The 21,673-nt window shown below is 50.4% G+C and carries 18 protein-coding genes; 10 read left to right on the top strand and 8 right to left on the bottom strand.

All coding sequences use genetic code 11. From position 1 onward, the window contains the following. Positions 1-21 precede the first annotated feature (21 nt). A complete protein-coding gene (locus tag DEV76_RS18970) occupies positions 22-1,224 on the bottom strand; it encodes a bifunctional 3,4-dihydroxy-2-butanone-4-phosphate synthase/GTP cyclohydrolase II (RefSeq protein ID WP_109699502.1) in 1,203 nt (400 codons plus the stop codon). 308 nt (positions 1,225-1,532) lie between these two features. On the opposite strand from DEV76_RS18970, the gene DEV76_RS18965 reads away from it, so the two are divergent. Next, positions 1,533-4,787 carry a TonB-dependent receptor gene (locus DEV76_RS18965; RefSeq protein ID WP_109699501.1) on the top strand — a complete coding sequence of 1,085 codons (3,255 nt, stop codon included), beginning with the start codon at positions 1,533-1,535 and terminating at the stop codon, positions 4,785-4,787. Between the two features lie 336 nt (positions 4,788-5,123). Here DEV76_RS18965 and DEV76_RS18960 read toward each other — a convergent pair whose 3' ends face one another. Next, entirely contained in the window at positions 5,124-5,888 is a 765-nt protein-coding gene (locus DEV76_RS18960) for an alpha/beta hydrolase (RefSeq protein ID WP_109699500.1), read from the bottom strand. A 76-nt stretch (positions 5,889-5,964) separates the two neighbouring features. Here DEV76_RS18960 and DEV76_RS18955 point away from each other — a divergent pair, with 76 nt between their 5' ends. Genes DEV76_RS18955 through DEV76_RS18925 form a run of 7 tightly spaced genes read left to right on the top strand, consistent with a single transcriptional unit; the run spans position 5,965 to position 11,744 of the window. Then, on the top strand, positions 5,965-6,420 hold the full coding sequence (locus DEV76_RS18955; protein WP_157962994.1) for a DUF695 domain-containing protein: 456 nt from the start codon (positions 5,965-5,967) through the stop codon (positions 6,418-6,420). 42 nt (positions 6,421-6,462) lie between these two features. Continuing rightward, positions 6,463-7,230, top strand: a complete 768-nt coding sequence (locus DEV76_RS18950; RefSeq protein WP_232826991.1) for an esterase family protein — start codon at positions 6,463-6,465, stop codon at positions 7,228-7,230. 3 nt (positions 7,231-7,233) lie between these two features. Next, complete coding sequence (locus DEV76_RS18945; RefSeq protein ID WP_109699499.1) at positions 7,234-8,181, top strand: ATP-grasp domain-containing protein; 948 nt, start codon at positions 7,234-7,236, stop codon at positions 8,179-8,181. A 38-nt stretch (positions 8,182-8,219) separates the two neighbouring features. Beyond that, complete coding sequence (locus DEV76_RS18940) at positions 8,220-9,323, top strand: carboxylate-amine ligase (protein WP_109699498.1); 1,104 nt, start codon at positions 8,220-8,222, stop codon at positions 9,321-9,323. Between the two features lie 10 nt (positions 9,324-9,333). Then, positions 9,334-10,143 (top strand): type 1 glutamine amidotransferase, encoded by an 810-nt coding sequence (locus DEV76_RS18935; RefSeq protein WP_109699497.1) that lies wholly within the window; start codon positions 9,334-9,336, stop codon positions 10,141-10,143. A gap of 11 nt (positions 10,144-10,154) precedes the next feature. Beyond that, positions 10,155-11,348: a hypothetical protein gene (locus DEV76_RS18930; RefSeq protein ID WP_109699496.1), complete on the top strand. Its 1,194-nt coding sequence runs from the start codon at positions 10,155-10,157 to the stop codon at positions 11,346-11,348. 9 nt (positions 11,349-11,357) lie between these two features. Next, entirely contained in the window at positions 11,358-11,744 is a 387-nt protein-coding gene (locus DEV76_RS18925; RefSeq protein ID WP_109699495.1) for a RidA family protein, read from the top strand. 263 nt (positions 11,745-12,007) lie between these two features. Here the strand turns inward: DEV76_RS18925 and DEV76_RS18920 are convergent, their stop codons facing one another. The 4 genes from DEV76_RS18920 to DEV76_RS18905 form a co-directional block, all read right to left on the bottom strand. Beyond that, positions 12,008-12,316: a rhodanese-like domain-containing protein gene (locus DEV76_RS18920; protein WP_109699494.1), complete on the bottom strand. Its 309-nt coding sequence runs from the start codon at positions 12,314-12,316 to the stop codon at positions 12,008-12,010. Between the two features lie 25 nt (positions 12,317-12,341). Further along, positions 12,342-13,166 (bottom strand): PASTA domain-containing protein, encoded by an 825-nt coding sequence (locus DEV76_RS18915; protein WP_109699493.1) that lies wholly within the window; start codon positions 13,164-13,166, stop codon positions 12,342-12,344. A 15-nt stretch (positions 13,167-13,181) separates the two neighbouring features. Continuing rightward, a complete protein-coding gene (locus DEV76_RS18910; protein WP_109699492.1) occupies positions 13,182-14,180 on the bottom strand; it encodes a D-alanine--D-alanine ligase in 999 nt (332 codons plus the stop codon). A 96-nt stretch (positions 14,181-14,276) separates the two neighbouring features. Then, positions 14,277-14,624 (bottom strand): 4Fe-4S dicluster domain-containing protein, encoded by a 348-nt coding sequence (locus DEV76_RS18905; RefSeq protein ID WP_109699657.1) that lies wholly within the window; start codon positions 14,622-14,624, stop codon positions 14,277-14,279. Between the two features lie 91 nt (positions 14,625-14,715). Here DEV76_RS18905 and DEV76_RS18900 point away from each other — a divergent pair, with 91 nt between their 5' ends. Both DEV76_RS18900 and DEV76_RS18895 read left to right on the top strand, forming a co-directional pair. Further along, complete coding sequence (locus DEV76_RS18900; RefSeq protein ID WP_109699491.1) at positions 14,716-15,729, top strand: acyl-CoA reductase; 1,014 nt, start codon at positions 14,716-14,718, stop codon at positions 15,727-15,729. Between the two features lie 256 nt (positions 15,730-15,985). Then, positions 15,986-17,512, top strand: a complete 1,527-nt coding sequence (locus tag DEV76_RS18895) for a S1C family serine protease (protein WP_109699490.1) — start codon at positions 15,986-15,988, stop codon at positions 17,510-17,512. A 440-nt stretch (positions 17,513-17,952) separates the two neighbouring features. Here DEV76_RS18895 and DEV76_RS18890 read toward each other — a convergent pair whose 3' ends face one another. Continuing rightward, complete coding sequence (locus DEV76_RS18890; RefSeq protein WP_074237512.1) at positions 17,953-18,714, bottom strand: LytR/AlgR family response regulator transcription factor; 762 nt, start codon at positions 18,712-18,714, stop codon at positions 17,953-17,955. Further along, a complete protein-coding gene (locus tag DEV76_RS18885; protein WP_109699489.1) occupies positions 18,711-21,647 on the bottom strand; it encodes a sensor histidine kinase in 2,937 nt (978 codons plus the stop codon). Before DEV76_RS18885 ends, DEV76_RS18890 begins: the two co-directional genes overlap by 4 nt. Positions 21,648-21,673: the final 26 nt, after the last annotated feature.

Genomic DNA, 21,673 nt, shown 5'->3' with positions numbered 1-21,673 from the left:
TTAATATGATTACGACCGGAACTATCCTTTGAGGATCTCGTGTCCGAGTTTATCGCGTTTTGTTTTGAGATAGAACTCATTGTGGGGGTTAGGATGAATCTCGATGGGAACGTTTTCCACGATTTCGAGGCCATAGCCGTTGAGTCCTGCCCGTTTGCGGGGGTTGTTAGTAATAAGGCGCATCTTGGTAACATTGAGATGACGGAGGATCTGGGCACCAACACCATAGTCGCGCTCATCCATGCCGAAGCCCAGCTCGAGATTGGCTTCCACGGTATCTTTCCCTTCTTCCTGGAGCTTGTAGGCTTTCAGTTTGTTCATGAGGCCAATGCCACGGCCTTCCTGGTTCATGTACAGAATGAGGCCCTTACCTTCTTTCTCCACCATTTGCATGGCAGCCTGCAGTTGCTCACCGCAATCGCAACGGAGGGAATGAAGGATATCGCCGGTGAAGCAGCTGGAGTGTACACGCACCAAAACAGGATCTCCCTGGTTCCAGTCGCCCTTTTTAAGGGCCATGTGCATATCGCCGGAGTTAAGCTGTTTGAAGGCTACCAATTCGAAATTCCCGTATTTGGTAGGCATCTGTACACGAACTTCCTCTTCTATGAGGGATTCTGTACGGAGGCGGTATTCAATCAGATCTTTTATGGAAATGAGCTTGAGATCGAACTTTTTAGCAATTTCCCGAAGCTCGGGGAGGCGTGCCATAGTCCCATCTTCGTTCATAATTTCCACTAGTACACCTGCAGGCTCAAAACCGGCGAGGCGGGCCAGATCAATAGTAGCTTCGGTATGGCCGGTACGGCGGAGTACCCCGCCTTTCTTGGCACGCAGCGGGAAAATGTGCCCCGGTTTGCCAAGTTCTTCCGGACGGGTATTGGGATTAATGAGCGCCTGAACGGTTTTTGCCCTGTCAGACGCAGAGATACCTGTGGTGCATCCATGCCCCAGGAGATCGACTGATACGGTAAAAGGTGTCTGGTGCAGTGCGGTATTATCGCGTACCATTAGCTCCAGTCCTAATTCCTCACAGCGTTCTTCTACAAGCGGAGCGCAAATAAGGCCGCGGCCATACATGCTCATGAAATTGATAATCTCAGGCGTCACGTTACGTGCGGCAGTGATAAAATCCCCTTCGTTCTCACGGTCTTCGTCATCTACTACAATGACCAGTTTCCCCTGCTTTATATCCTCAATGGCGGATTCGATAGTATCCAGCATAATGATTCTTCTATTGTGAAATGAATGTGCAAAGTTAGGATATAAAATCGAGGTTTAGCGCTGGCGTAAGACCGGTGAGATACCCGTGTGCCACTATTACATATTAAATATCTTCAAATTCGAAAAAGTGAAAATATCACAGGACGACAATTAAACAAATCGCAGGCTTTCGTAGTTATTTACATAGGAAATCAAAATCTAACGGCTAGTTACTTATTGAATATTCAACATGTAACAATTTGTTAATTTCAAGTTAAAGTTTACCCGGCATATTTCATCATCTTTGCACCATCATCAAATCGGTTGTTATGGGATTTAATAAGTTACTCATTACTTGTATTATGCTTGTATTGGGAGCGGCCTCTTCATTCGCACAGGTCACCACCGGCGGCATCACGGGCTCCATTAAAGATGCGACTTCCAATGAAATGCTTATAGGCGCCACTATCAAAGCCGTCCATGTACCCACCGGCACCATTTATGGCACCACTACCATGGAAAACGGGCGGTATAACGTTCCCAACATGCGTGTTGGCGGCCCATACACCATCACAGTCACCTATGTCAGCTACAAGGAAGAGAAAATGGAGAATGTAAGCATTCCCCTCGGCCAGACACTCCGGCTCGACTTCTCCCTCCAAACCTCTGCAACCGGACTGCAGGAAGTAGTAGTTTCCGGCCGGCAGGACAAAACCTTCAATTCGTCCCGCACAGGCGCAGCCACTTTCATTAACCGCGAACAGCTGTCTAACCTGCCCACCATCAGCCGTGGAGTTGCAGACTTTACGAAACTGACGCCGCAGTCGGGCAAAAAGCTCAACTTCGCCGGCCGTAACGGTTTATACAACAGCTTTACCATCGACGGTTCCACATTTAACAACGCGTTCGGTATTACCGAACTTCCCGGCGGACAAACCAATGCCCAGCCCATCAGCCTGGATGCTATCGAACAGCTGCAGGTGAACCTGGCACCTTACGATGTAAAGCTCAGCGGTTTCACCGGTGCCGGCATTAACGCTGTTACCCGTGGCGGTACGAATGAATTCTCCGGTTCAGTTTACACCTTCATCCGCTCTAAAGGCCTCACCGGCAATAAAGTAGATGGTGCAACTGTTCTCAAAGACGATTTCAAACAAAACCAGTATGGTTTCCGGGTAGGCGGGCCTATCATCAAAAACAAACTCTTCTTCTTTATCAGCGGTGAGCTGGAACGCCAGACCGCCCCTGCCAGTAACTTCCGCGCCAATCGCGATACCAGCGCCAAATCTGTAAATGATGTACCCGCAGGTGTTGCTTTCGTGAACGCATCCGCACTGGATTCTGTCCGGAACCTGCTTATCAGCAAATACGGATACGATCCGGGCAGATATGAAGACTTCTCCCTCCCCACGCACAACGATAAGATCACAGCGCGCTTCGACTGGAACATTAACGAGAAGAACAAACTCACGTTCCGCTATAGCTGGCTCAACGCCTACCGCGATATCGGCCCCAGCGCATCCAACTCAAACAACGGCCGCGGGCAGAGCAGCACCTCGCTTTATTTCGAGAACATGAAATACCGCCAGTTCAATAAGCTGAACTCTTTTGTACTGGAATGGAACAATAATATCAGCAACCGTTTCGCCAATAACCTCACCGCAACCTATTCCCGCTTCCGCGACCATCGCGAAGTGCCGGGCAAGGCATTCCCGGTGGTGGATCTGGAAAGCGGCGGGCGTAACTATATCTCCTTTGGTTCCGAGCCATTCTCAGGCCTCAACAATTCCGGGCAGGACCTCTGGCAGATCACCAATAATTTCAACTGGTACGCCGGGAAACACACCCTCCTGTTCGGTGTAAGCGGTGAATATTACCAGTTCTCCAATGGCTTTGCCCAGTTTGTATATGGCCAATACCGCTATGGAAGTGTACAGGATTTCTTCAACGCAGTAGATGATCCAACTGTGAACCCCACTTTCTACCAGCGCGTTTATTCTGCCATTCCGGGAGACCCCGCCCCTATTGCGAAACTGAACACAGCCGCCATTGCCGCTTATGTGCAGGATGAATTCCAGATCGCGAATAACTTCAGGCTCACTTACGGTGTACGCATCGATGTACCCTGGTACCCTAACGACCTGGCTACCAATCCGAAAGTCAATGCCATGACTTTCCGCGACGGCGAAAAGCTGGATGTGTCCAAACTGCCGAAAACACAGATCCTGTGGTCGCCCCGGTTAGGCTTTAACTGGGATGTGGCAGACAATAACCATTACCAGATCCGTGGCGGTACGGGCATCTTCACCGGCCGTATCCCTTATGTATGGGCAGTAAACCAGGCTGGCCAGAACGGGTTGCTCTTCGGCTCCGAGTTCACGAATAACCCTACCAACCGTCCGTTTACCGACAACCCCAACGCCTATATCCCATCCAATCCCGCCGCGGCACCCACTTATGCTATCAACGTGATTGATGAGAACTTTAAATACCCTCAGGTGTGGCGTTCCAACCTGGCTGCAGACATCCGTTTGCCGGAAGATTTCATCCTGACGCTGGAAGGTATTTACACCAAAGACCTCAACGCCGTATTCCATCGCGATGCAAACCTGAAAGCCCCTGTTGCTAAACTGCCAGGCGCCGATAACCGGCCGTTTTTCCCCGGAGGCAGTGCAAATCGCATCAACCCAAGTCTTACCAATGCGGTAGTACTGGATAATACCTCCAAAGGGTATTCTTACGCCTTAACTGCCCAGTTGCAGAAATCTTTTGATTTCGGCCTGAGCGGTATGGTGGCATATACTTATACGGATGCGAAAGACGTGACTTCCAGCCCGGGTTCACAGGCTGCCAGCGCCTTTAATGGTAACCAGGTGGTAGGGGATCCGAATATCCCGGTTCTGGCAAGGACTAACTTCCTCGTACGCAACCGCGTGATCGGTACGCTTTCTTACAATATCAAGTATGCGAAAATCCTCGGAACTACGCTGAGCCTCATTTATGAAGGACAGGCTTATAACGACGGGTTCGATAACTCCCGCATCAGTTATGTGTATGGCGGCAGTGTCAACAATGATAACGGAACAAGTAATGACCTGATATACATCCCCCGTAATTCGGACGAGATCATTCTTATCCCCAGCCGTCAGGCTTTCAATGCTCCTCCTGACACCCGCACTCCTGCGCAAATCTGGAACGATCTGAATGCTTACATCAAAAACAATCCTTATCTCGATAAGCGCCGCGGGCAATATGCCGAAAGGAACGGTTTAGAATTCCCCTGGGCTAACCGCTTCGACTTCCGCCTTGTACAGGATATCGACTTCAGCAAGATTGCACCTAAGTCTAAAAGCAAGCTGCAAATCACCTGGGATATTATCAATGTGGGAAACCTGCTGAACAGCAAATGGGGTGTAACCCAGATTGCGAATACAAGCAGCTTCCTCGCCTTCAGGGATTTCAATGGTCCTGGTGGCCAGCCGCGCTTCTCTTTCGACAAATTAGCCGGTCCGTTCCGTACCAATACCGGAATCGCATCCCGCTGGCAGATGCAGCTGGGTGTGCGGTACATCTTCAACAATTAATCCTCACCTGTCGAATATAAAAAGCCGCCCGGGACCTTCCCGAGGCGGCTTTTTTAATGTTGCTATCCAGCCCTTCATGTTATCCGTAAAGCGCAATTTCCTGCCGTTAACACAAAAATTACATCCCCTGGATTATACTGCACGTACGTTTAATCAGAAAGGCATCCAGGTGCGATTACAGGCACGAAGGAACATGCAGAACACAGTTCCGGGCCGTAGGAATAGGAAACGCTCCGGGATGCTGATTCCATACGGATTATTTGGGGTACGATGACTAAAGGAGAGCCGTTCCGCGAAGGGGCGGTTTTTCTGTTTACGGGAACGCTCAGCAGTAAATCAGGTGGTTTTAACGACCCATTCGAGGAAACCGGGCATAGCACCCGCCCAGGTATCGGTATTGTGACGGCCGCCGGTGATGAGTTCGTACTGAATATGACGGCCTTTTTCATAGCCTTTCTGCTCAAGGATACGCACGAGATCTTCCGTATCATCCACTGCATCTATCACACCATTGGCGTTACGATCGGCCACCTCGTCCAGCGTACCGGCTTCGAAGAAGAATTTCAGCTGGGGTTTGAAAGCGCCTTCTTCCACCTGGCGGTGCATAATGCGCGGCCCACCGTCTGCCGACGCCCGCCACCAGAGTGAACCGGAGAAAACACCGGCTTTATGGAACTGATCGGGGTGGTTCCAGACAATATCCAGCGCGGAAAGCCCGCCCAGCGAAAACCCTGCGAAAGTAATATCGGGGAACACCTGGTGATAGCGGGTCCGGAGAAAAGGCAATAATTCCCGCAATACAAAACGAGCATACAGCGATGCTTTGCACCCTTCCCCTCTTGCCCCTACATGCTTTTCCGTTCCGTATTCCTGGCTGCGCTGCGGCCCGGCGTGGATGGCCACCACCCATAGCGAAGGGTGTGTGGTTCCCTGCAAATGTTCCAGCATGGCAGGAAGGCCCATGTTTTCCAACTCCTGGCCGTCGTTCAGCAGGAGCAAATGCGGTGTTTCGCGGGACGATGCCGGCAAAAAACAATCGAACGTCACTTCCCTTTGCAGGAAAGCGGAGTACTGGCCGAAGGATTCTTTTCTGGGAAGCATAGTGAGGGCGGGTTGTATATGTAATTTAACAAATTCGGCCCAGAAATCTTATTTTACATATCTGAAAAGTGGAATTATGCAATTAAAACAATACCTGTTGCCTGTGGCAATGTTGATTTCGCAGGCGGTTTGGGCGCAACAGGCAGTAACTGGCACCGGAAAATCCGTTCCCAATACCCTCCTGAAAGGCCAGGCGCCTGACGAAGCGTACCCTTTCCTCGTGGTTACGGAACTAACGCTACCCGGCTGCAAAGGCACCGGCCTCACGGCAGAACAGGAAGAAACACACGCATCCATTTCCGAGTCTGCCTCACGGCAAATGCAACTGCTGACGAGGAATGAAGAAGCGGGATACAAAACCGAAGGCTGCAAGCGTATCGATTTCTATTATGTTTCCGATACGCTCGACCTGCGGATGGTGATGAACCAGTTTTATAAAGACAATTACGGTACTTACCCGCACTCCGTGTCCATCCGTCCCGACCCGGGCTGGAAGGCCTACCTGGGGCTGCTGGAAGCTGCCGGCAAATAGAAGAACCATTATCCGAACCTATGAAAACCCAACAGGCATAATATGCTGACATTTACCATTCCTTTACCTGAAAAACGTTTATCCGTAAAACCCGAAGCATTGACAGAAAACTATTACAAATGGCAATCCCCATCGCTGGGCCGCGAATTTGAAATGCTTGTTTTCGGCCATGCCGGTTTCCCACTGGTATTGTTCCCCACATCTATGGGGCGCTATTACGAAAACAAAGACCGCGGGCTCATCGATTCCGTAGCCTGGTTCGTGCGCAACGGAAGAGTGAGAATTTATTGTCCGGACAGTATCGACGCGCTGAGCTGGTTCAACCCGCACATCCACCCTTCAGAAAGGGCACGTAACCATTCATTGTACGATGACCTCCTGATGCAGGAGCTGCTACCCCGCATCCGGCAGGAAACGGGGCACGAGCGCATTGCGGTAGGCGGTTGCAGTTTTGGCGGATACCATGCTGCCAACTTCGCATTCCGCCACCCCGAATCAGTTGCTTACCTTTTTGCACTGAGCGGGTTGTTCGATATACGGTCGCGCGCAGAAGGACATTACGACGACAATATCTACTATCATAATCCTATGGATTTTGTGCCCGGTAATCTCCACCCCGACCTCTGGCGTATGGGGATCGTACTGGGTGCGGCAGAGCACGATATTACCCGGGGGCAGAACGAACAGTTCTCGGGCATCCTCCAGCAAAAAAACATCCAGCACTGGCTCGATGTAAGGCCTAACGCACAGCACGACTGGCCCGCCTGGAAGGAAATGCTGCCCCACTATCTCTCACTGTTAAAACTGTGACGGATGAAAAAAATAGGGATCCTTTACGGCCAGGAAAACTCATTCCCCCAGGCGTTCATCGATCAGGTGAACCGCATCTGCGGGCCGGATGTGCTGGCGGAATCCGTGGTGATCGACAAAGCATTGCAGGGCGGAGTTCCGGAGTACACCGTGATCGTAGACCGCATCTCCCACGACGTTCCTTTTTACCGGGCATGGCTTAAGGAAGCTGCACTGCGGGGCACGGCGGTTCTTAATAATCCGTTCTGGTGGTCGGCCGATGAAAAATTCTTCAACAACGCACTCGCATTACAGACAGGCGTGCCCGTGCCCCCTACAGCATTGCTTCCTGCTTATGAACAACCCGTAAATACCAATGCCCGATCGTTCCGCAACCTCGCTTTCCCGCTGGATTGGGAAGGTATTTTCCGGCATGTGGGCTTTCCCGCTTTTATGAAACCATATGCAGGCGGCGGGTGGCGTGATGTGTATTACATCCAGGACCGGGAGCAGTTTTTCCTGCAGCACAAACAAACCGGCCAGGAAACGATGATGCTGCAAGCCGCTGTGGATTGGGATGATTATTACCGCTGCTACTGTATTGGCTGTAAAGAGGTACGGATCATGCCTTATGATCCGGGCAAGCCTCATGAAGATCGATATGTGCCAGAGCGCCATCCCAATCCCGCACTTTACGCCTGCCTTGAGGAATATACCCTTGTCCTTAACCGCGCGCTGGGCTATGATTTCAACACGGTGGAGTTTGCCGTGAAAGATGGCACTCCCTATGCCATAGACTTCTGTAATCCTGCACCGGATGCAGGCCTGCAGTCTGTAGGTGCGGCTAACTTCGCCTGGTTCACGGAAAAAGCGGCGGCTTATGCCCTGGAACGTGCAACCGCCGCAGTTCCCGGAGAAATCAACCTAAGCTGGGGCACATTCATCCGCCGTGCAGCGGGCATTCACGAATAATTTACGAACTTCACCTTCCCGTTAACCAAACATTACACATGAACTTTGCCGCCTTTACGCTCGGAATTGAAGAAGAATATATGGTCATGGATCCCGAAACGCGGGAACTGCGCTCCCATGAGCAAAAAATCGTGGAACAGGCACAGAAAGTGATCAAGGATAAAGTAAAAGCCGAAATGCACCAGGCTGTGGTGGAAGTAGGAACACAGATATGTGCCAATATTGAAGAAGCCTGGACAGATGTAACGCTGCTTCGTAAAACAATCTATGAAATCGCGGGCAACCTTGGTTTCAGCATCGGCGCATCCGGCACGCATCCTTTTTCAAAATGGGAGAAACAACTCATTACCGACCATCCCCGGTATTTTGAACTGGTCAACGAAATGCAGGATGCCGCGCGTTCCAACCTCATTTACGGGCTACACGTACACGTGGGAATGGAAAACCGGGAAATGGCCATTCACATCGCCAACAGCGTCCGCTACTTCCTCCCCCACGTATTTGCCCTCAGTACCAACTCACCATTCTGGGAAGGCCGTAATACAGGGTTCAAATCTTTCCGTACCAAAGTATTCGACAAATTCCCCCGCACCGGCATCCCCGATTATTTTGCGAGTATCGAAGAATACGACAACTATATCAAACTACTGGTAAAAACCAATTGTATCGATAATGCGAAGAAAGTATGGTGGGACCTCCGGGTTCATCCTTTCTTCAATACCGTTGAGTTCCGCATCTGCGACGTACCGCTTACCGTCCGCGAAACCATCACGCTCGCCGCCCTGTTCCAGGCCGTTTGTGTTAAAATCTATAAACTTCGCGCTATAAACCTCAACTTCATCCTCTATAACCGCGCCCTTATTAATGAAAATAAATGGCGCGCCTCCCGGTACGGGATCGACGGGAACCTGATCGATTTCGGTAAAGAAATGGAAGTAAATACCCGTGCGCTCATCCATGAACTGCTTGATTTTGTGGATGATGTGCTGGATGATCTCGGTACCCGCGAAGTGGTTGTTCAGGGAACGGAAGACATTCTTTCCGGCGGAACAGGTGCTGATAAGCAACTGAAAGTGTTCGAAGAATCGGGCGGCGACTTTACTGCCGTAGTTGATTATATACAATCCCGCTTTCTGGCGTAATTTTGCAGTAATGAAAGTAGCTGTCTTAGACCTGTATGAAGGTGTCCCTAATGAAGGGATGCGCTGTATCCGGGAGTTGCTCCTCCAGTTTGCGGAATCACATCAAATACCATTGCAGCTCAATGAGTTCGATGTCCGCGGGCAAGCCAATGTTCCTGATCTGGACTATGACGTTTACATCAGCACAGGCGGGCCCGGCAGTCCGGTAGACAGTGCCGGGAGCAACTGGGAGCATGCCTATTTCAGCTGGCTGCAATCCGTGATGGATTGGAATCTGCAGGAAAACAAGCCTAAAAAGCATGTATTTCTCATTTGCCACTCTTTCCAGATCGTATGCCGGTATTTTGAACTGGGAGAAGTTTGCCGCCGTAAATCACCGGCCTTTGGGGTATTTCCTGTTCATTTAACTGCCGGCGGCGAAAAAGAACCGATTTTCGGTGGATTGGATGATCCGTTCTATATCGTAGACAGCCGCCATTGGCAGGTAATTAAGCCCAGTGAGGAAAGATTGGCCGCAATGGGTGCGGAAATACTTGCCATCGAGAAAGAGAGGCCGCATGTGCCGCTGGAAAGAGCCACCATGGCCATCCGGTTTAACCCGTTTATGATAGGTACACAATTCCATCCCGAAGCCGATGCCGGGGGAATGCATACATACCTCTCCGCTCCTGCCCGCCGCCAGCGTGTGGTAGCCGACCATGGCGCAGAGAAATACGAAAACATGCTTGAATTGCTGCAACAGCCCGATAAGATCCTGCTGACGCACGATACCCTGCTGCCCAATTTCCTGGAAGCAGCGCTGCAATACCAGCATACCTAAAACCAAACATTATGATCCCCGATATCCGCCTCGCCTATAACCAGTCATACGCTCCCGCAAGCTATAAAGCACTGTTGCAGGAGCTGGGGACGGTTTCCGGCGTGGAACCCGCATTCAGAGTAGCGGAAACTCCGGTTTTCGTACCCCGGGAGCTGACACAACGCCTGCTGGAAGCAGGAGAAGCCATACTCCAGGTGATCGCCCGGCCGGATTTTAAGTCAATAACCGCCGGAGCTATCCCCAAAGGCTATAATGTTCCGGGAGAAAACACCCGGGCTCAGTTTATCATCATCGACTTCGCCGTTACCCGCGACGAAAATGGCGGTCTTGCACCCAAGCTCATTGAGCTGCAGGGGTTCCCCAGCCTGTTCGGGTTCCAGGAACTGCTCGCTGCCGCCTACCGGCGGCATACCAACGTACCTTCAGGATTGGAAAACCTCGGTAACGGGCTAAACACTACATCTTATCACGAGCTGCTTCGCAGGACTATTGTGGGTAGCAAGCCTGCTGAAGAAACCATTCTGCTGGAAGTACTGCCCCTGCAACAGAAAACACTGATCGATTTTGCCTGTACCGAGGCTATGCTCGGAATCCCTGTGGTTTGCGTGTCGGAACTGAAACAGTCGGGCAGACAATTATACTTCGAAAGAGAAGGGAAGAAACGGCCCGTGAGCCGGATATATAACCGTGTCATATTCGAAGATCTCGAACGCCTGCGGGCCCAGATGGTTAACCCCATCGACCTGCGGCAGGACTTTGACGTGGAATGGGCGCCGCACCCTAACTGGTATTACAGGATCAGTAAATACCTGCTGCCGCACATTCACGGGCCATTCGCACCACGTGCCTGGTTCCTTGATGAAATACCCGTACTGCCCCAGCAGTTAGACCAATACGTGCTTAAACCGCTCTTCTCCTTCGCCGGACAGGGAGTGGTGATCGATCCTACGCCGGAAGATGTGGCAAAGATCACCGATCCCGGCAATTGGATCCTGCAGGAAAAAGTGGCTTATGCTCCTGCAGTGGAAACGCCTACCGGCCCCGCCAAATGTGAGATACGGCTTATGTATTGCTGGCCCGATGATGTGCCGGCACCCATCCTCGCCCATAACCTCGCGAGGCTGAGCAAGGGCAAAATGATCGGGGTAAGCTACAACCAGGAACAGGATTGGGTAGGCGGCAGCAGTGCATTTTTCGAATATTAAAACCAAAATATGCAACGACTCAACATTAGTTCAGGCGCAGTATGGGAAGCTAAAGTAGGCTACTCCCGCGCCGTTAGGATTGGTAATGTGGTGGAGGTGTCCGGCACTGTATCGGCCGATGGAGACAAGATTGTGGGCATCAACGATCCCTATGAACAAACCAAGCATGCGCTGGCTAAGATCGAAGCAGCACTGGTGAAAGCCGGAGCCACTTTACATGATGTGGTGCGTACGCGTATGTTCGTGACAGATATCTCGAAATGGGAAGAGGTAGGCCGGGCACATGGGGAGTTTTTCGGTGGCATAAGGCCCGTTACCACAATGGTGGAAGTCAGCGCCCTTATCCATCCCGATCTGATGGTGGAGATCGAAGCAACGGCGGTACTATCCGTTTAACCCTGACCTTCCCTGACTTAAAACCCTGCATAAACAGGTTTTACAAAGGAGGATGCATGTCGTTTTGTTGTAGGGTAACAGTATTGCAACCGTATTGGTGTAGTATTGGTGCAGCATTCCAATAGCAATCCTGTAGCAGGAATACCGTAACTGGACTATAGCAATTTTAAGACAAACTGGAAAATGAGGGGTATTTAGAATAGGCTTTCATAAAAAAGCCGGATGCGCAATGCACCCGGCTGGGAATTAGTACTCCAAATCTCTTAAGCACCGAAGGTTTCCTGCCATTTCAACATTCCGCCAGTCAGGTTCTTCACGTTGCTGAAGCCCATGGTTTCGAGGATCATGGCTGCCTGTCCGCTACGGTTACCGCTGCGGCAATACACAATCACCTCTTCATCTTTCAGGGGCTCGATCTCATCTACCTGCATGGCGCGGATATCGCCCAGGGGAACGAGTGTACCACCGATGTTGAACTCAGCGTTTTCGTTCGGCTCGCGCACGTCTACCAGGTTCAGCTTTTCGCCGCTGTCGATACGTTGTTTCAGGTCTTCTACGCTAATATTTTCCATTGTTGGTTTTTTTTCAAAGTTAAGATTATTCTTCCGTTGCAGGTGGTTGCGGTGCGGCGAGGGAATCCGTTGTTGGCTTGGTAGCCGACAGCCACAGGTCAATACTTTCACCGGCACGGATCATATTCAGCTCTCCCAAAGAGTTGCGGCGCGCGGGTGATTGGCGGTATACAAAGGCATTCAGCGTGTCACTCACTCCACCATCGATCAGCACGGTGCCGATATTAAGGTTACTGGCGGCAAGAACTTCACGGGCTTCAATGTATGTCATACCCACGGTTTCGGGCACCGGGTTTTCCATGCTGCCGGTACCGCTGGAAAGCACGAGGGTGATATTACTGCCTTCGGGTATTTCAGTACCGGGCTTGATGGGCTTGCCATGAAGGCGCTGTTCAAGTACGGTATTGGTAGCGAAATCGGGTTTATAAATGGTATCGCCGATGTTGAGCCTGCGGGCACGGAGCGTCATTTCTGCGCTGCGGTAGGTCAGTCCTTCAAGGTCAGGCATGGGTACCATGGGGGGCACCACTTTGTTCACAGTAAGGAAGATGGTGCGATGGCTTTTCACAACATCGCCACGCTCGGGCGTTTGCTCATACACGAGCAGGGCACGCATGGTATCGATATAAATAGAATCGCGCACTTCCACGTCGAAGCCCAGCGCCTCCAGTGCGGAGGTAGCGTCTTCTATACTCTTTCCACGCACATCGGGCACCGTCACTTCTTCACCATGGCGGGTAAGGAACCCGAGTGAGAGGAAGAAGATCACGCCCATCAGGATTATCAGCCCCCCGATAACGAGGAGATTGAAGCCGAATGAGCGTTTGGTTATATTGTCAAACATTTTCATATTAGCAAAGTATGCTTATTTTTTAACAGCCGCAAGGCATTCTTCAATAAGTATGCCGTAAAACCCGCGCAGGGTCAGGCCTGCAGCGCGTACCTGTTGCGGTACGAGGCTGTTTTCGCTTTGGCCGGGCATGGTATTTACTTCAAGGAAGTACACATCATTGGTACCTTCCTCGAGTATGAAATCGGCCCGAACAATGCCTTTGCAGTTCAGGCGGTTGTACAGGTCCTGCGCCACCTGGCGGATGTGGCTGGCCGCTTCTTCAGGAATCTCGGCAGGCGTAACCTCATTGGTGATACCGGGTGTGTATTTCGCTTCATAATCGAAAAACTCCTTGCTGGAACGGATTTCCGTAAGCGGTAACACCTGCAGTTCGCCTTTGGAGCGGAACACGCCACAGGTAACTTCCGTGCCTTTGATGAATTCTTCGATCAGGATCTGATTATCTTCCTTAAATGCTTTTTCGATGGCTTCGGTCAGCTCTTCGGCTTTGTTCACCTTGCTCATACCGATGCTGCTGCCGCCTTCGGCCGGTTTCACGAACACGGGCAGGCGCAGGTAACTGAGTATGGCGGCGGGGAAATAAGGCTGTTCCCGGAAGATGTGATAGGATTTGCTCACTTTAACGACACCCAGTGCAGCTACTACTTTGTTGCAATAGCTTTTATTGAAGGTGAGTGCGGAGGTAACCATGCCGCAGCTGGTATACGGGATGCCCAGCATCTCAAAATAGCCCTGCAGGCGCCCGTCTTCGCCGGGAGTGCCATGAATACCGATGAATACGGCATCGAAAGTGATTTTACCCTGGGCGGTATGCAGGGAGAAGTCGTTTTTATCGACTTCCACAGCAGTACCATCGGGGGCGGTATAAGTCCACCCTTCGCGGGTGATGATGATTTTGTAAACGTTGTAAAGGGCGGGGTCGATGTTGCTTTCAATAACGGCGGCGCTTTGAACGGAGATTACATATTCTCCTGAATATCCGCCGGCAACAAGGGCAATGTTTTTCTTCATAGTCGGCAAAATAACAAAAAAGGAAGGCCCAACAGATGCTGGTACTTCCTTTTTCCGTGATTATTTCAATGAATAATATCGATTTGTCTGGAAAACTTAGATGTGCAGCTTAGCTTTCTTGGCCATGAGCTCGTCAACAGTTTCCTGGTACATTTCATCGGGAACGCAGCAATCTACCGGGCAAACAGCGGCGCACTGGGGTTCTTCATGGAAACCCTGGCACTCGGTGCATTTGTTGGGAACAATGTAGTAAGTATCGACAGAAATGGGGGCATTACGCTGATCAGCGTCCAGGATGGAGCCATCCATCATTTCATAGCTTCCTTTTACAGTAGTACCGTCGGCCAGTGCCCACTCTACACCACCTTCGTAAATTGCGTTATTTGGGCATTCTGGTTCACAAGCTCCGCAGTTGATACATTCATCCGTTATCTTTATTGCCATATTGTAAACTTTTTGTTTAGGATGTAAGCCATTAATTTTGCTCCAAAAATAAAATATCTTCAATTCAAATACTCAATTTATTTTCCCGGAGATGAATCTAACAACAAAAATCACCCTGCTTGAGCGCCTGGGGGCATATCTGAACGGACAAGGAACGGAGGAAGAGCGTGATCAGCTGCTTTCGGCGAAAGAGAAGGCGTTTCATCAAAATGGTTGGTTCATTCCCGAATTTGTGGACCTGGCCATCCGCCAGATTGCGGATAACTTCCTGCAGCGCCCGCTGCTGGAAGCCTGGGCAGCCCAATATCCGGGCTTCGGCGCTCCCGCTTCTCCAAAAACCGTGGGCATCGTATCGGCAGGGAACATCCCCCTTGTGGGCTTTCATGACTGGATGACCGGTTTCCTTTCCGGCCACAACATAAAGCTGAAACTATCGTCTAAAGACGCTGTACTCCTTCCCCACCTCATAGGTAAAATCGCGGAATGGTCGCCCGAAGCCGGGGAAATCACCTCCATTCAGGAGATTCTAAAGGACTGTGACGCCTATATCGCCACCGGCAGCAACAACTCCGCCCGCTATTTTGAGTATTATTTCTCAAAATACCCCCATATCATCCGCCGCAACCGTACTTCGGTTGCCGTACTGACAGGCGACGAATCTCCGGCTCAGCTGGAGGCCCTTGCCAGCGACGCGCTCCTGTATTTCGGCCTGGGATGCCGCAATGTAACCAAAGTGTACGTGCCGGAAGGGTACGATTTTGAGCCCCTGATGATTGCATTCAAACAGTACGACTGGCTGATGGACAACCATAAGTACAAGAATAACTACGATTATAACCTCGCACTCTTCCTGCTAAACAGCGCACCGTTCACCACGAACGACAACCTGCTGCTGCATGAGAACGAGTCTGTCTTCTCCCCGCTCAGCGTGTTGAACTACAGCATTTACCGCGACCGTGCAGAGCTGGAAACACAGCTGGCCGGCAACCCGGACCTGCAGTGTGTAGTGGCGGCAGACAGAATTCCTTTCGGCCAGGCCCAATCTCCCCGGCTTTCGGACTACGCGGATGGAGTGGATACGGCGGCTTTCTTCGCTGCGCTCTAGCCTCCGGATCTTACATGAGCGGTTAACAAATTGTCATATCTTATTGTTATTTTGACAGGCACTACCACACTGATGGCAGTGCCTGTCGCGTTTTATACACGAAGCTTTAACGTTTGGCCTAAAAAACTGTTAAATACTTGTGTGTTACAACATTGAACCTCCTTCCTCCGTTACATTTGCAGAAGAAGGGCATGTAAATTGATCTGGTACAACCGTAAGTGTTTCTAACATTTTAACCCTTAAAACCAGTACCCGTATGAAGTTATCGCATGTCGCAGGCACCGTCCTGATTAGCGCGGCTACTGCCATTGCCAGTGTATATGTATACAGCAAATATTTCCAGCCCCAAACCGGGATGGGAATGTACCAGAATGGATCGGACAGTGTGCCGGCCAACTATGTAAACTATACTTCTGCGGGCAGCAATGCCCTTACACCACCCACGGATTTTACCCAGGCAGCACGCATTGGTACGCCGGGTGTAGTACATATTAAAACGAAAATCAATCCCCGGCAACTGGGCAACAACCTCGAAAAGCGGAGGAGTTTGCTGGAAGAGTTCTTCGGGGAACAGTTTGAAGATAACCGCCGCCAGTATTATTCACCACCTCAAATGGCCTCCGGGTCGGGCGTGCTGATATCAGACGACGGGTATATCGTAACCAATAATCACGTAATCGACGATGCGGATGAGATATCCGTTACGTTGAGTAACAATAAAACATTTACTGCCAAGGTGGTAGGGACCGATCCCAGTACCGATCTGGCGGTGATTAAAGTAAATTCTTCGGGCCTGCCCTACCTGCTGTACGGCAATTCCGATGATGTGCAGGTGGGCCACTGGGTGCTTGCCGTGGGTTATCCGCTGAATCTCGAAACCACCGTAACGGCTGGTATCGTAAGTGCGAAGAGCCGTAGTATCGGGATCAACCGGCGCAACAGCCGCAACGCCATCGAGTCGTTCATCCAGACGGATGCACCTGTAAACCAGGGTAACTCCGGCGGGGCGCTTATCAATACTGCCGGTGAGCTTATCGGTATCAATTCGGCCATCGCTTCACCTACAGGGGCTTACGCAGGGTATTCCTACGCCATCCCCGTGAACCTGGTGAAGAAGGTGGTGAATGATATCATGAAGTTCGGTAACGTGCAACGCGCCTACCTGGGGATCGAATACGACGATCCGGCACGCCTGACAGACGAAGAGCTCAAAGCCCGCAATATGACACGCGATATGGCTGGTATCAAGGTACTGGGCGTACCGCAGGGTGGAGCAGCTGCCGCAGCGGGTATCAAAGAGGGTGACCTGATCACGAAGATCAACGGCGTAAACACCTCCTCGATCCCCGAACTAATGGAGCAACTGAGCCGCTACAAACCCGGTGATAAGGTAACAGTTAATTATCAGCGCGAAAACAAAGAGCTGACAACCAATGCCATCCTCAAAAACCTGGACGGTAATACCGGCATCGTAAAACTGGGTGTGATGGACTACCTGGGAGCTGATTTCCTGCCATTGTCGAAAGCCGCGGCCAACCAGCTTGGCATCGAAGGCGGACTGATGGTAGCAAATATTGGTAGCGGACTTATCAAGAAACAGACGAATATGAAGCGTGAGTTCGTTATTCTGAAGGCCGGCAACAGTACTATCCGCACCTCTGAAGATCTGAAGCGGGCGCTGGAAGGAAAGAAATCGACCAGACTCGAAGGCTTCTATGCGAACGACCGATACGCCAACATTTACTATTACGACCTGAACCTCTCCGGAGGAACATCGTTCTAAGATATTCTACGTGTTTTCATATAGGTTTTATAGGTTAGGATTAAAGGCTTCCCGTTTTCGGGAGGCCTTTTTTGTACCCTCCCTCGTTTATCCTTTTCAAAACCTCCACGATATCGGTAGATTTGCATGACAAAATTTGCACAGTTTTGTTACTGCTAAATTAATTACAATACATTATTGCATCTAATCCATTATCATCAGGCTGACAGGTGTATATAATAGAAAAAGCCCTCCGAAAGCGGAGGGCTTTTTGATGGCCATGCTTGTAAAGAGCTTACAACCATGACCATATATCCTATGAAAACCCTACACTAAATGTAGGATTATATATGGTACAACCGATGTGCCGTTTGGTAAACGCACGAAATGGGTTCGTTAACGGCTAAAATGTAGTGGTGAAAATAAGGAACCCCTGGCCTGAAGGCGTTCGGGGCACAGGATCAGAGGTTGATCACACCTTTCAGCTGGGTGAAAAACTCGTCCTTTTTGCGGGAAGAGATCGGAATATTCTTCTGATCGCTCATAATAACGGCGGTGCCCAGGCCCTTGATAATCTTCACGATGTGGTGGATATTGATCAGGAAGGACTTATGAACGCGATAGAAGCCTTTATCGGAGAGCATTTCTTCATACTCCTTAAGGGATTTGGAGATCAGATGGCTGACGTTGTTGATGAGCTGTATTTTGGTATAGCTGTCGAACGCTTCGCAGTAGATGATATCTTTCAGATCGATCACATTGTATCCGTCGTTTACGGGGATTACGATCTTGGAGAAGGCGTTATCGTTGTTCTTTACGTAATCTTTGAGGATAGATGCCAGTTCGTTCAGGCGTCCTTTTTTGCTGCGCTTCACTTTCTCCAATGCGTCTTCCACCTCACTCACCTTAATAGGTTTGAGCAGGTAGTCGAGGGCGGCGAATTTAATGGCTTGCAGTGCATACTCCTGGAATGCAGTAATGAAGATTACTTCAAAATTGAGCACAGGGAACATTTCCAGCAGCTGAAAACCGTTATGAGGGGGCATTTCAATATCCAGGAAGAGTACGTCGATGGGGTTGTTCTTAATCATCTCGGCGGCCTCATGGATATTTTGTGCTTCGCCAATAACTTTTACATCCTTGCAATAGTTTTCTAAAATATTACGCAGGATGTGAATGTTGCGGACCTCGTCGTCTACAATGGCAGCTTTTATTATACTCATAACATCTTTACAATGGGAATGAGGATTTCGACCAAGGTACCTGCCTTGTTGCCGAATCCAGAGTTAAATTTATCAATTATTTCCAACTTTCCAACGCTTCCATTAAAAGATTTGATAATCTGCAACCGCTCACGTATCACGCTCAATGCTGTTGATTCGTGCTTTGTGAGCTTTCCGGTCTTGATACTGTTGGCGTGTTCCCAGCCGATTCCATCATCGTCTACCGCACAATAAAGCAGATCTCCCTGCATCTCCAGCCGCACCAGCAAATGGCCGCTCCCGTTCTTAGGCGCCAGCCCGTGCTTAATTGCATTTTCCAGTATCGGCTGAATCAGCATAGGCGGAATATAAATGGTATACTCCTTCAGCTCCTGGCTCATCTCCACTTTATATTCGAAGGAATTGGCAAAACGAATCTTCTCCAGCTCTATGTATCGGGTCAGGAATGCCACCTCATCTTCGAGTGAAAGGTAGGATTTCCGCGAGTTATTCAGCATCTGCCGCATCAGTGTCGCAAAATCTGCCAGGAAGTTCAGCGCCTGCTTTTCTTCCTTTTCCAGAATAAGATGCTGCACAGAATTCAGCGAGTTGAAAATGAAATGCGGGTTCATCTGGTTGGTAAGCGCTTTGGCTTCCAGCTCGGCTATACGCCGGTTGTACTCCGTTTTACGCCGCTCCCCTCCCTTAATTCGGGATACAATGTATCGCAGAATCAACAAGATAGCTAAAATACCCAGTAAAACCAGAATCCCTCTCGCCCACCATTCCTGGTACCACCTCGGCAACACTGAGATCCGCAACACAACAGGCTTGCTCCAGCCGCTCTTGTATTTCCGCGCACGGATCAACAGCGTATAGTCGCCGGGTTGAAGCTTGGGATAAGGTACGATTGTACTCATGGTGGTAACCCAGCCCCCCGTAGTATCGTTCGAGAAATTGTATTGATACTCCACCAGTTCGGGCAGATCAAACGCTATTGCGCCAAACTCTACCTCAAACGTGCTGTTCCTTTCATAAATATGCTGGAAGTACGGGCGGGGTAACCAGGTACTGTCGCCATAACGGATGGCATTCAGATACACCGTAGGCGGCACCGTATCTACCGGGATATGATCGCGGGAGAAGTAACAGAGCCCGTTAGAGGTAGCTACATAAAGGGTATCCCCTGCATGACTGATACCCCGGATGTCGTCGCTCATTAACCCGTCGTTCGATGTCAGGTTACGCAAAAGTGTACGCGTACGCGTGTCAATAATGGATACGCCCCTGTTAGTGGCCACATAGAGCCTGCCATTGCCGTCGTAATACAACTGCTGGCAGATATCACTCACCAGGTCTTCACCCGCCCGGAAGTGGCGGACAACCTGGTTATCTTTCAACACAAAAATCCCCTGGTCACTGGTACCTACCCAGAGGTAGCCATTGATCCATTCCAGGTCTTTAATACTTTGTGCCATCCTTGGATCGTCCTGCACGTGTACAGGGAGATGACTGTTTCTGCCAAAGAAGAGCCCGGAGCCGGTGCCAAGATAATAGCTGCTGTCGTCCACACTCGCAATAGAGCTGACCTGGGTTTCCAATGCGGAAAGATCAACCATGCGCCCGTCTGTCCCCAAAGCAAGGCGGTTACGGCTTACTACACGGAGTTTGCCGCCGGGCGTAAAGTCCATATCCCGGATATTGCGCATGCGCAGCACCGGTTTCGGAGGGGGACCACCCGCTGCATAATTGAATATGGTATTATCAGTGGCGATAACGAGCTCATTTGTATTAGGCATGGCCATAATACCAAGCACACTGTTACGCCCGCCGGTAGAATCCAGCTCATATCGGCGGATATTGCCGCCGGGAGGCATCACATTGAGCATGCCCGCATTTTCACCGATGTAAAGCAGTCCATTGCGCTTGTCCTTGAACACGCTGTATACCGAATGGGAATATAAGCCGTTGGTATTATCGAGATATGCGAAGTAAAAGTGTTTGAAAGGAATGTGATACACGCCATCACCGAGGGTGGTGATCCAGGTATTGCCATCACGGTCGTGCAGGATGGAGGTGATAGCGTGGTTGTTGAGCAATTTGCTCAGCACCCGCTCCCCCTGAAAGAAGTTGCGGATGAGGTAAAGCGCACGCGGCGTTCCAATCCACAGATTCTCTCCGTCGATGCTCATGCTGCTGACCTCTTCACGAATGCCCCATTCCGTTCCGGAAAAGAAGGGCATAATATCCTGTGGGGTATAAGAATAGAGTGTGTTTCCGGTGATTACGACCGGATTGTTCCGGATACGGTCATTAAAGCGCTGATTACCGGTGGAAAAAGGTGAGGTAAGGAATATTTTCTGCGATACGTTGTTACTGTCTTTCACACCGGGCAGGTTGAAATACCGTTGCAGGGGATGAAAAACACTGTCTTTGCCCAACAGGCTCAGCACATCCATAGAGCTGGGGCCCAGCTTATCATAGGTAGTTTTTTTGCCGTTGTACTGGATGATACGGCCAGCGGAATTGAGGAACCATATGGTGCGGGCACGATCTTCAAATGCGTACTGCACATAATGGCTGCGGCTGTTATAGCGAAGGGTGGAATCCTGCTCTTCGTTGTGAACGAGGTGGTTCTGGTAAAACGATAGTTTACCGTTGCTGGTGAGGAACCAGATACGGCCACGGGAATCTGAAGCAAGTTTCAGGACATCGTTATCCGTGAGACCGTCCTTTTTAGTGTAATTACGGAAGCGTTTGCCATCGAATTTGCTGGCGCCGGTGGGCGTAGCGAACCAGATAAACCCTTCCGCATCCTGCACGGCACTGTATACCGTTGCGTTGGCAAGCCCATCCTTTACATTATAGTTGCGGATAACCAGCCCTTGCGCGAACCCCGTGAGGGACCCGGCCAGGCAGGCCATAAGCAGGAATATGTAACGGATGGCTTGCATCAACAGCAAATAACGGCTTTTTATTG

This window comes from Chitinophaga deserti (assembly GCF_003149455.1).
Taxonomy (GTDB): Bacteria; Bacteroidota; Bacteroidia; order Chitinophagales; family Chitinophagaceae; genus Chitinophaga; species Chitinophaga deserti.
This window is presented reverse-complemented; position numbering and strand designations above follow the sequence as displayed.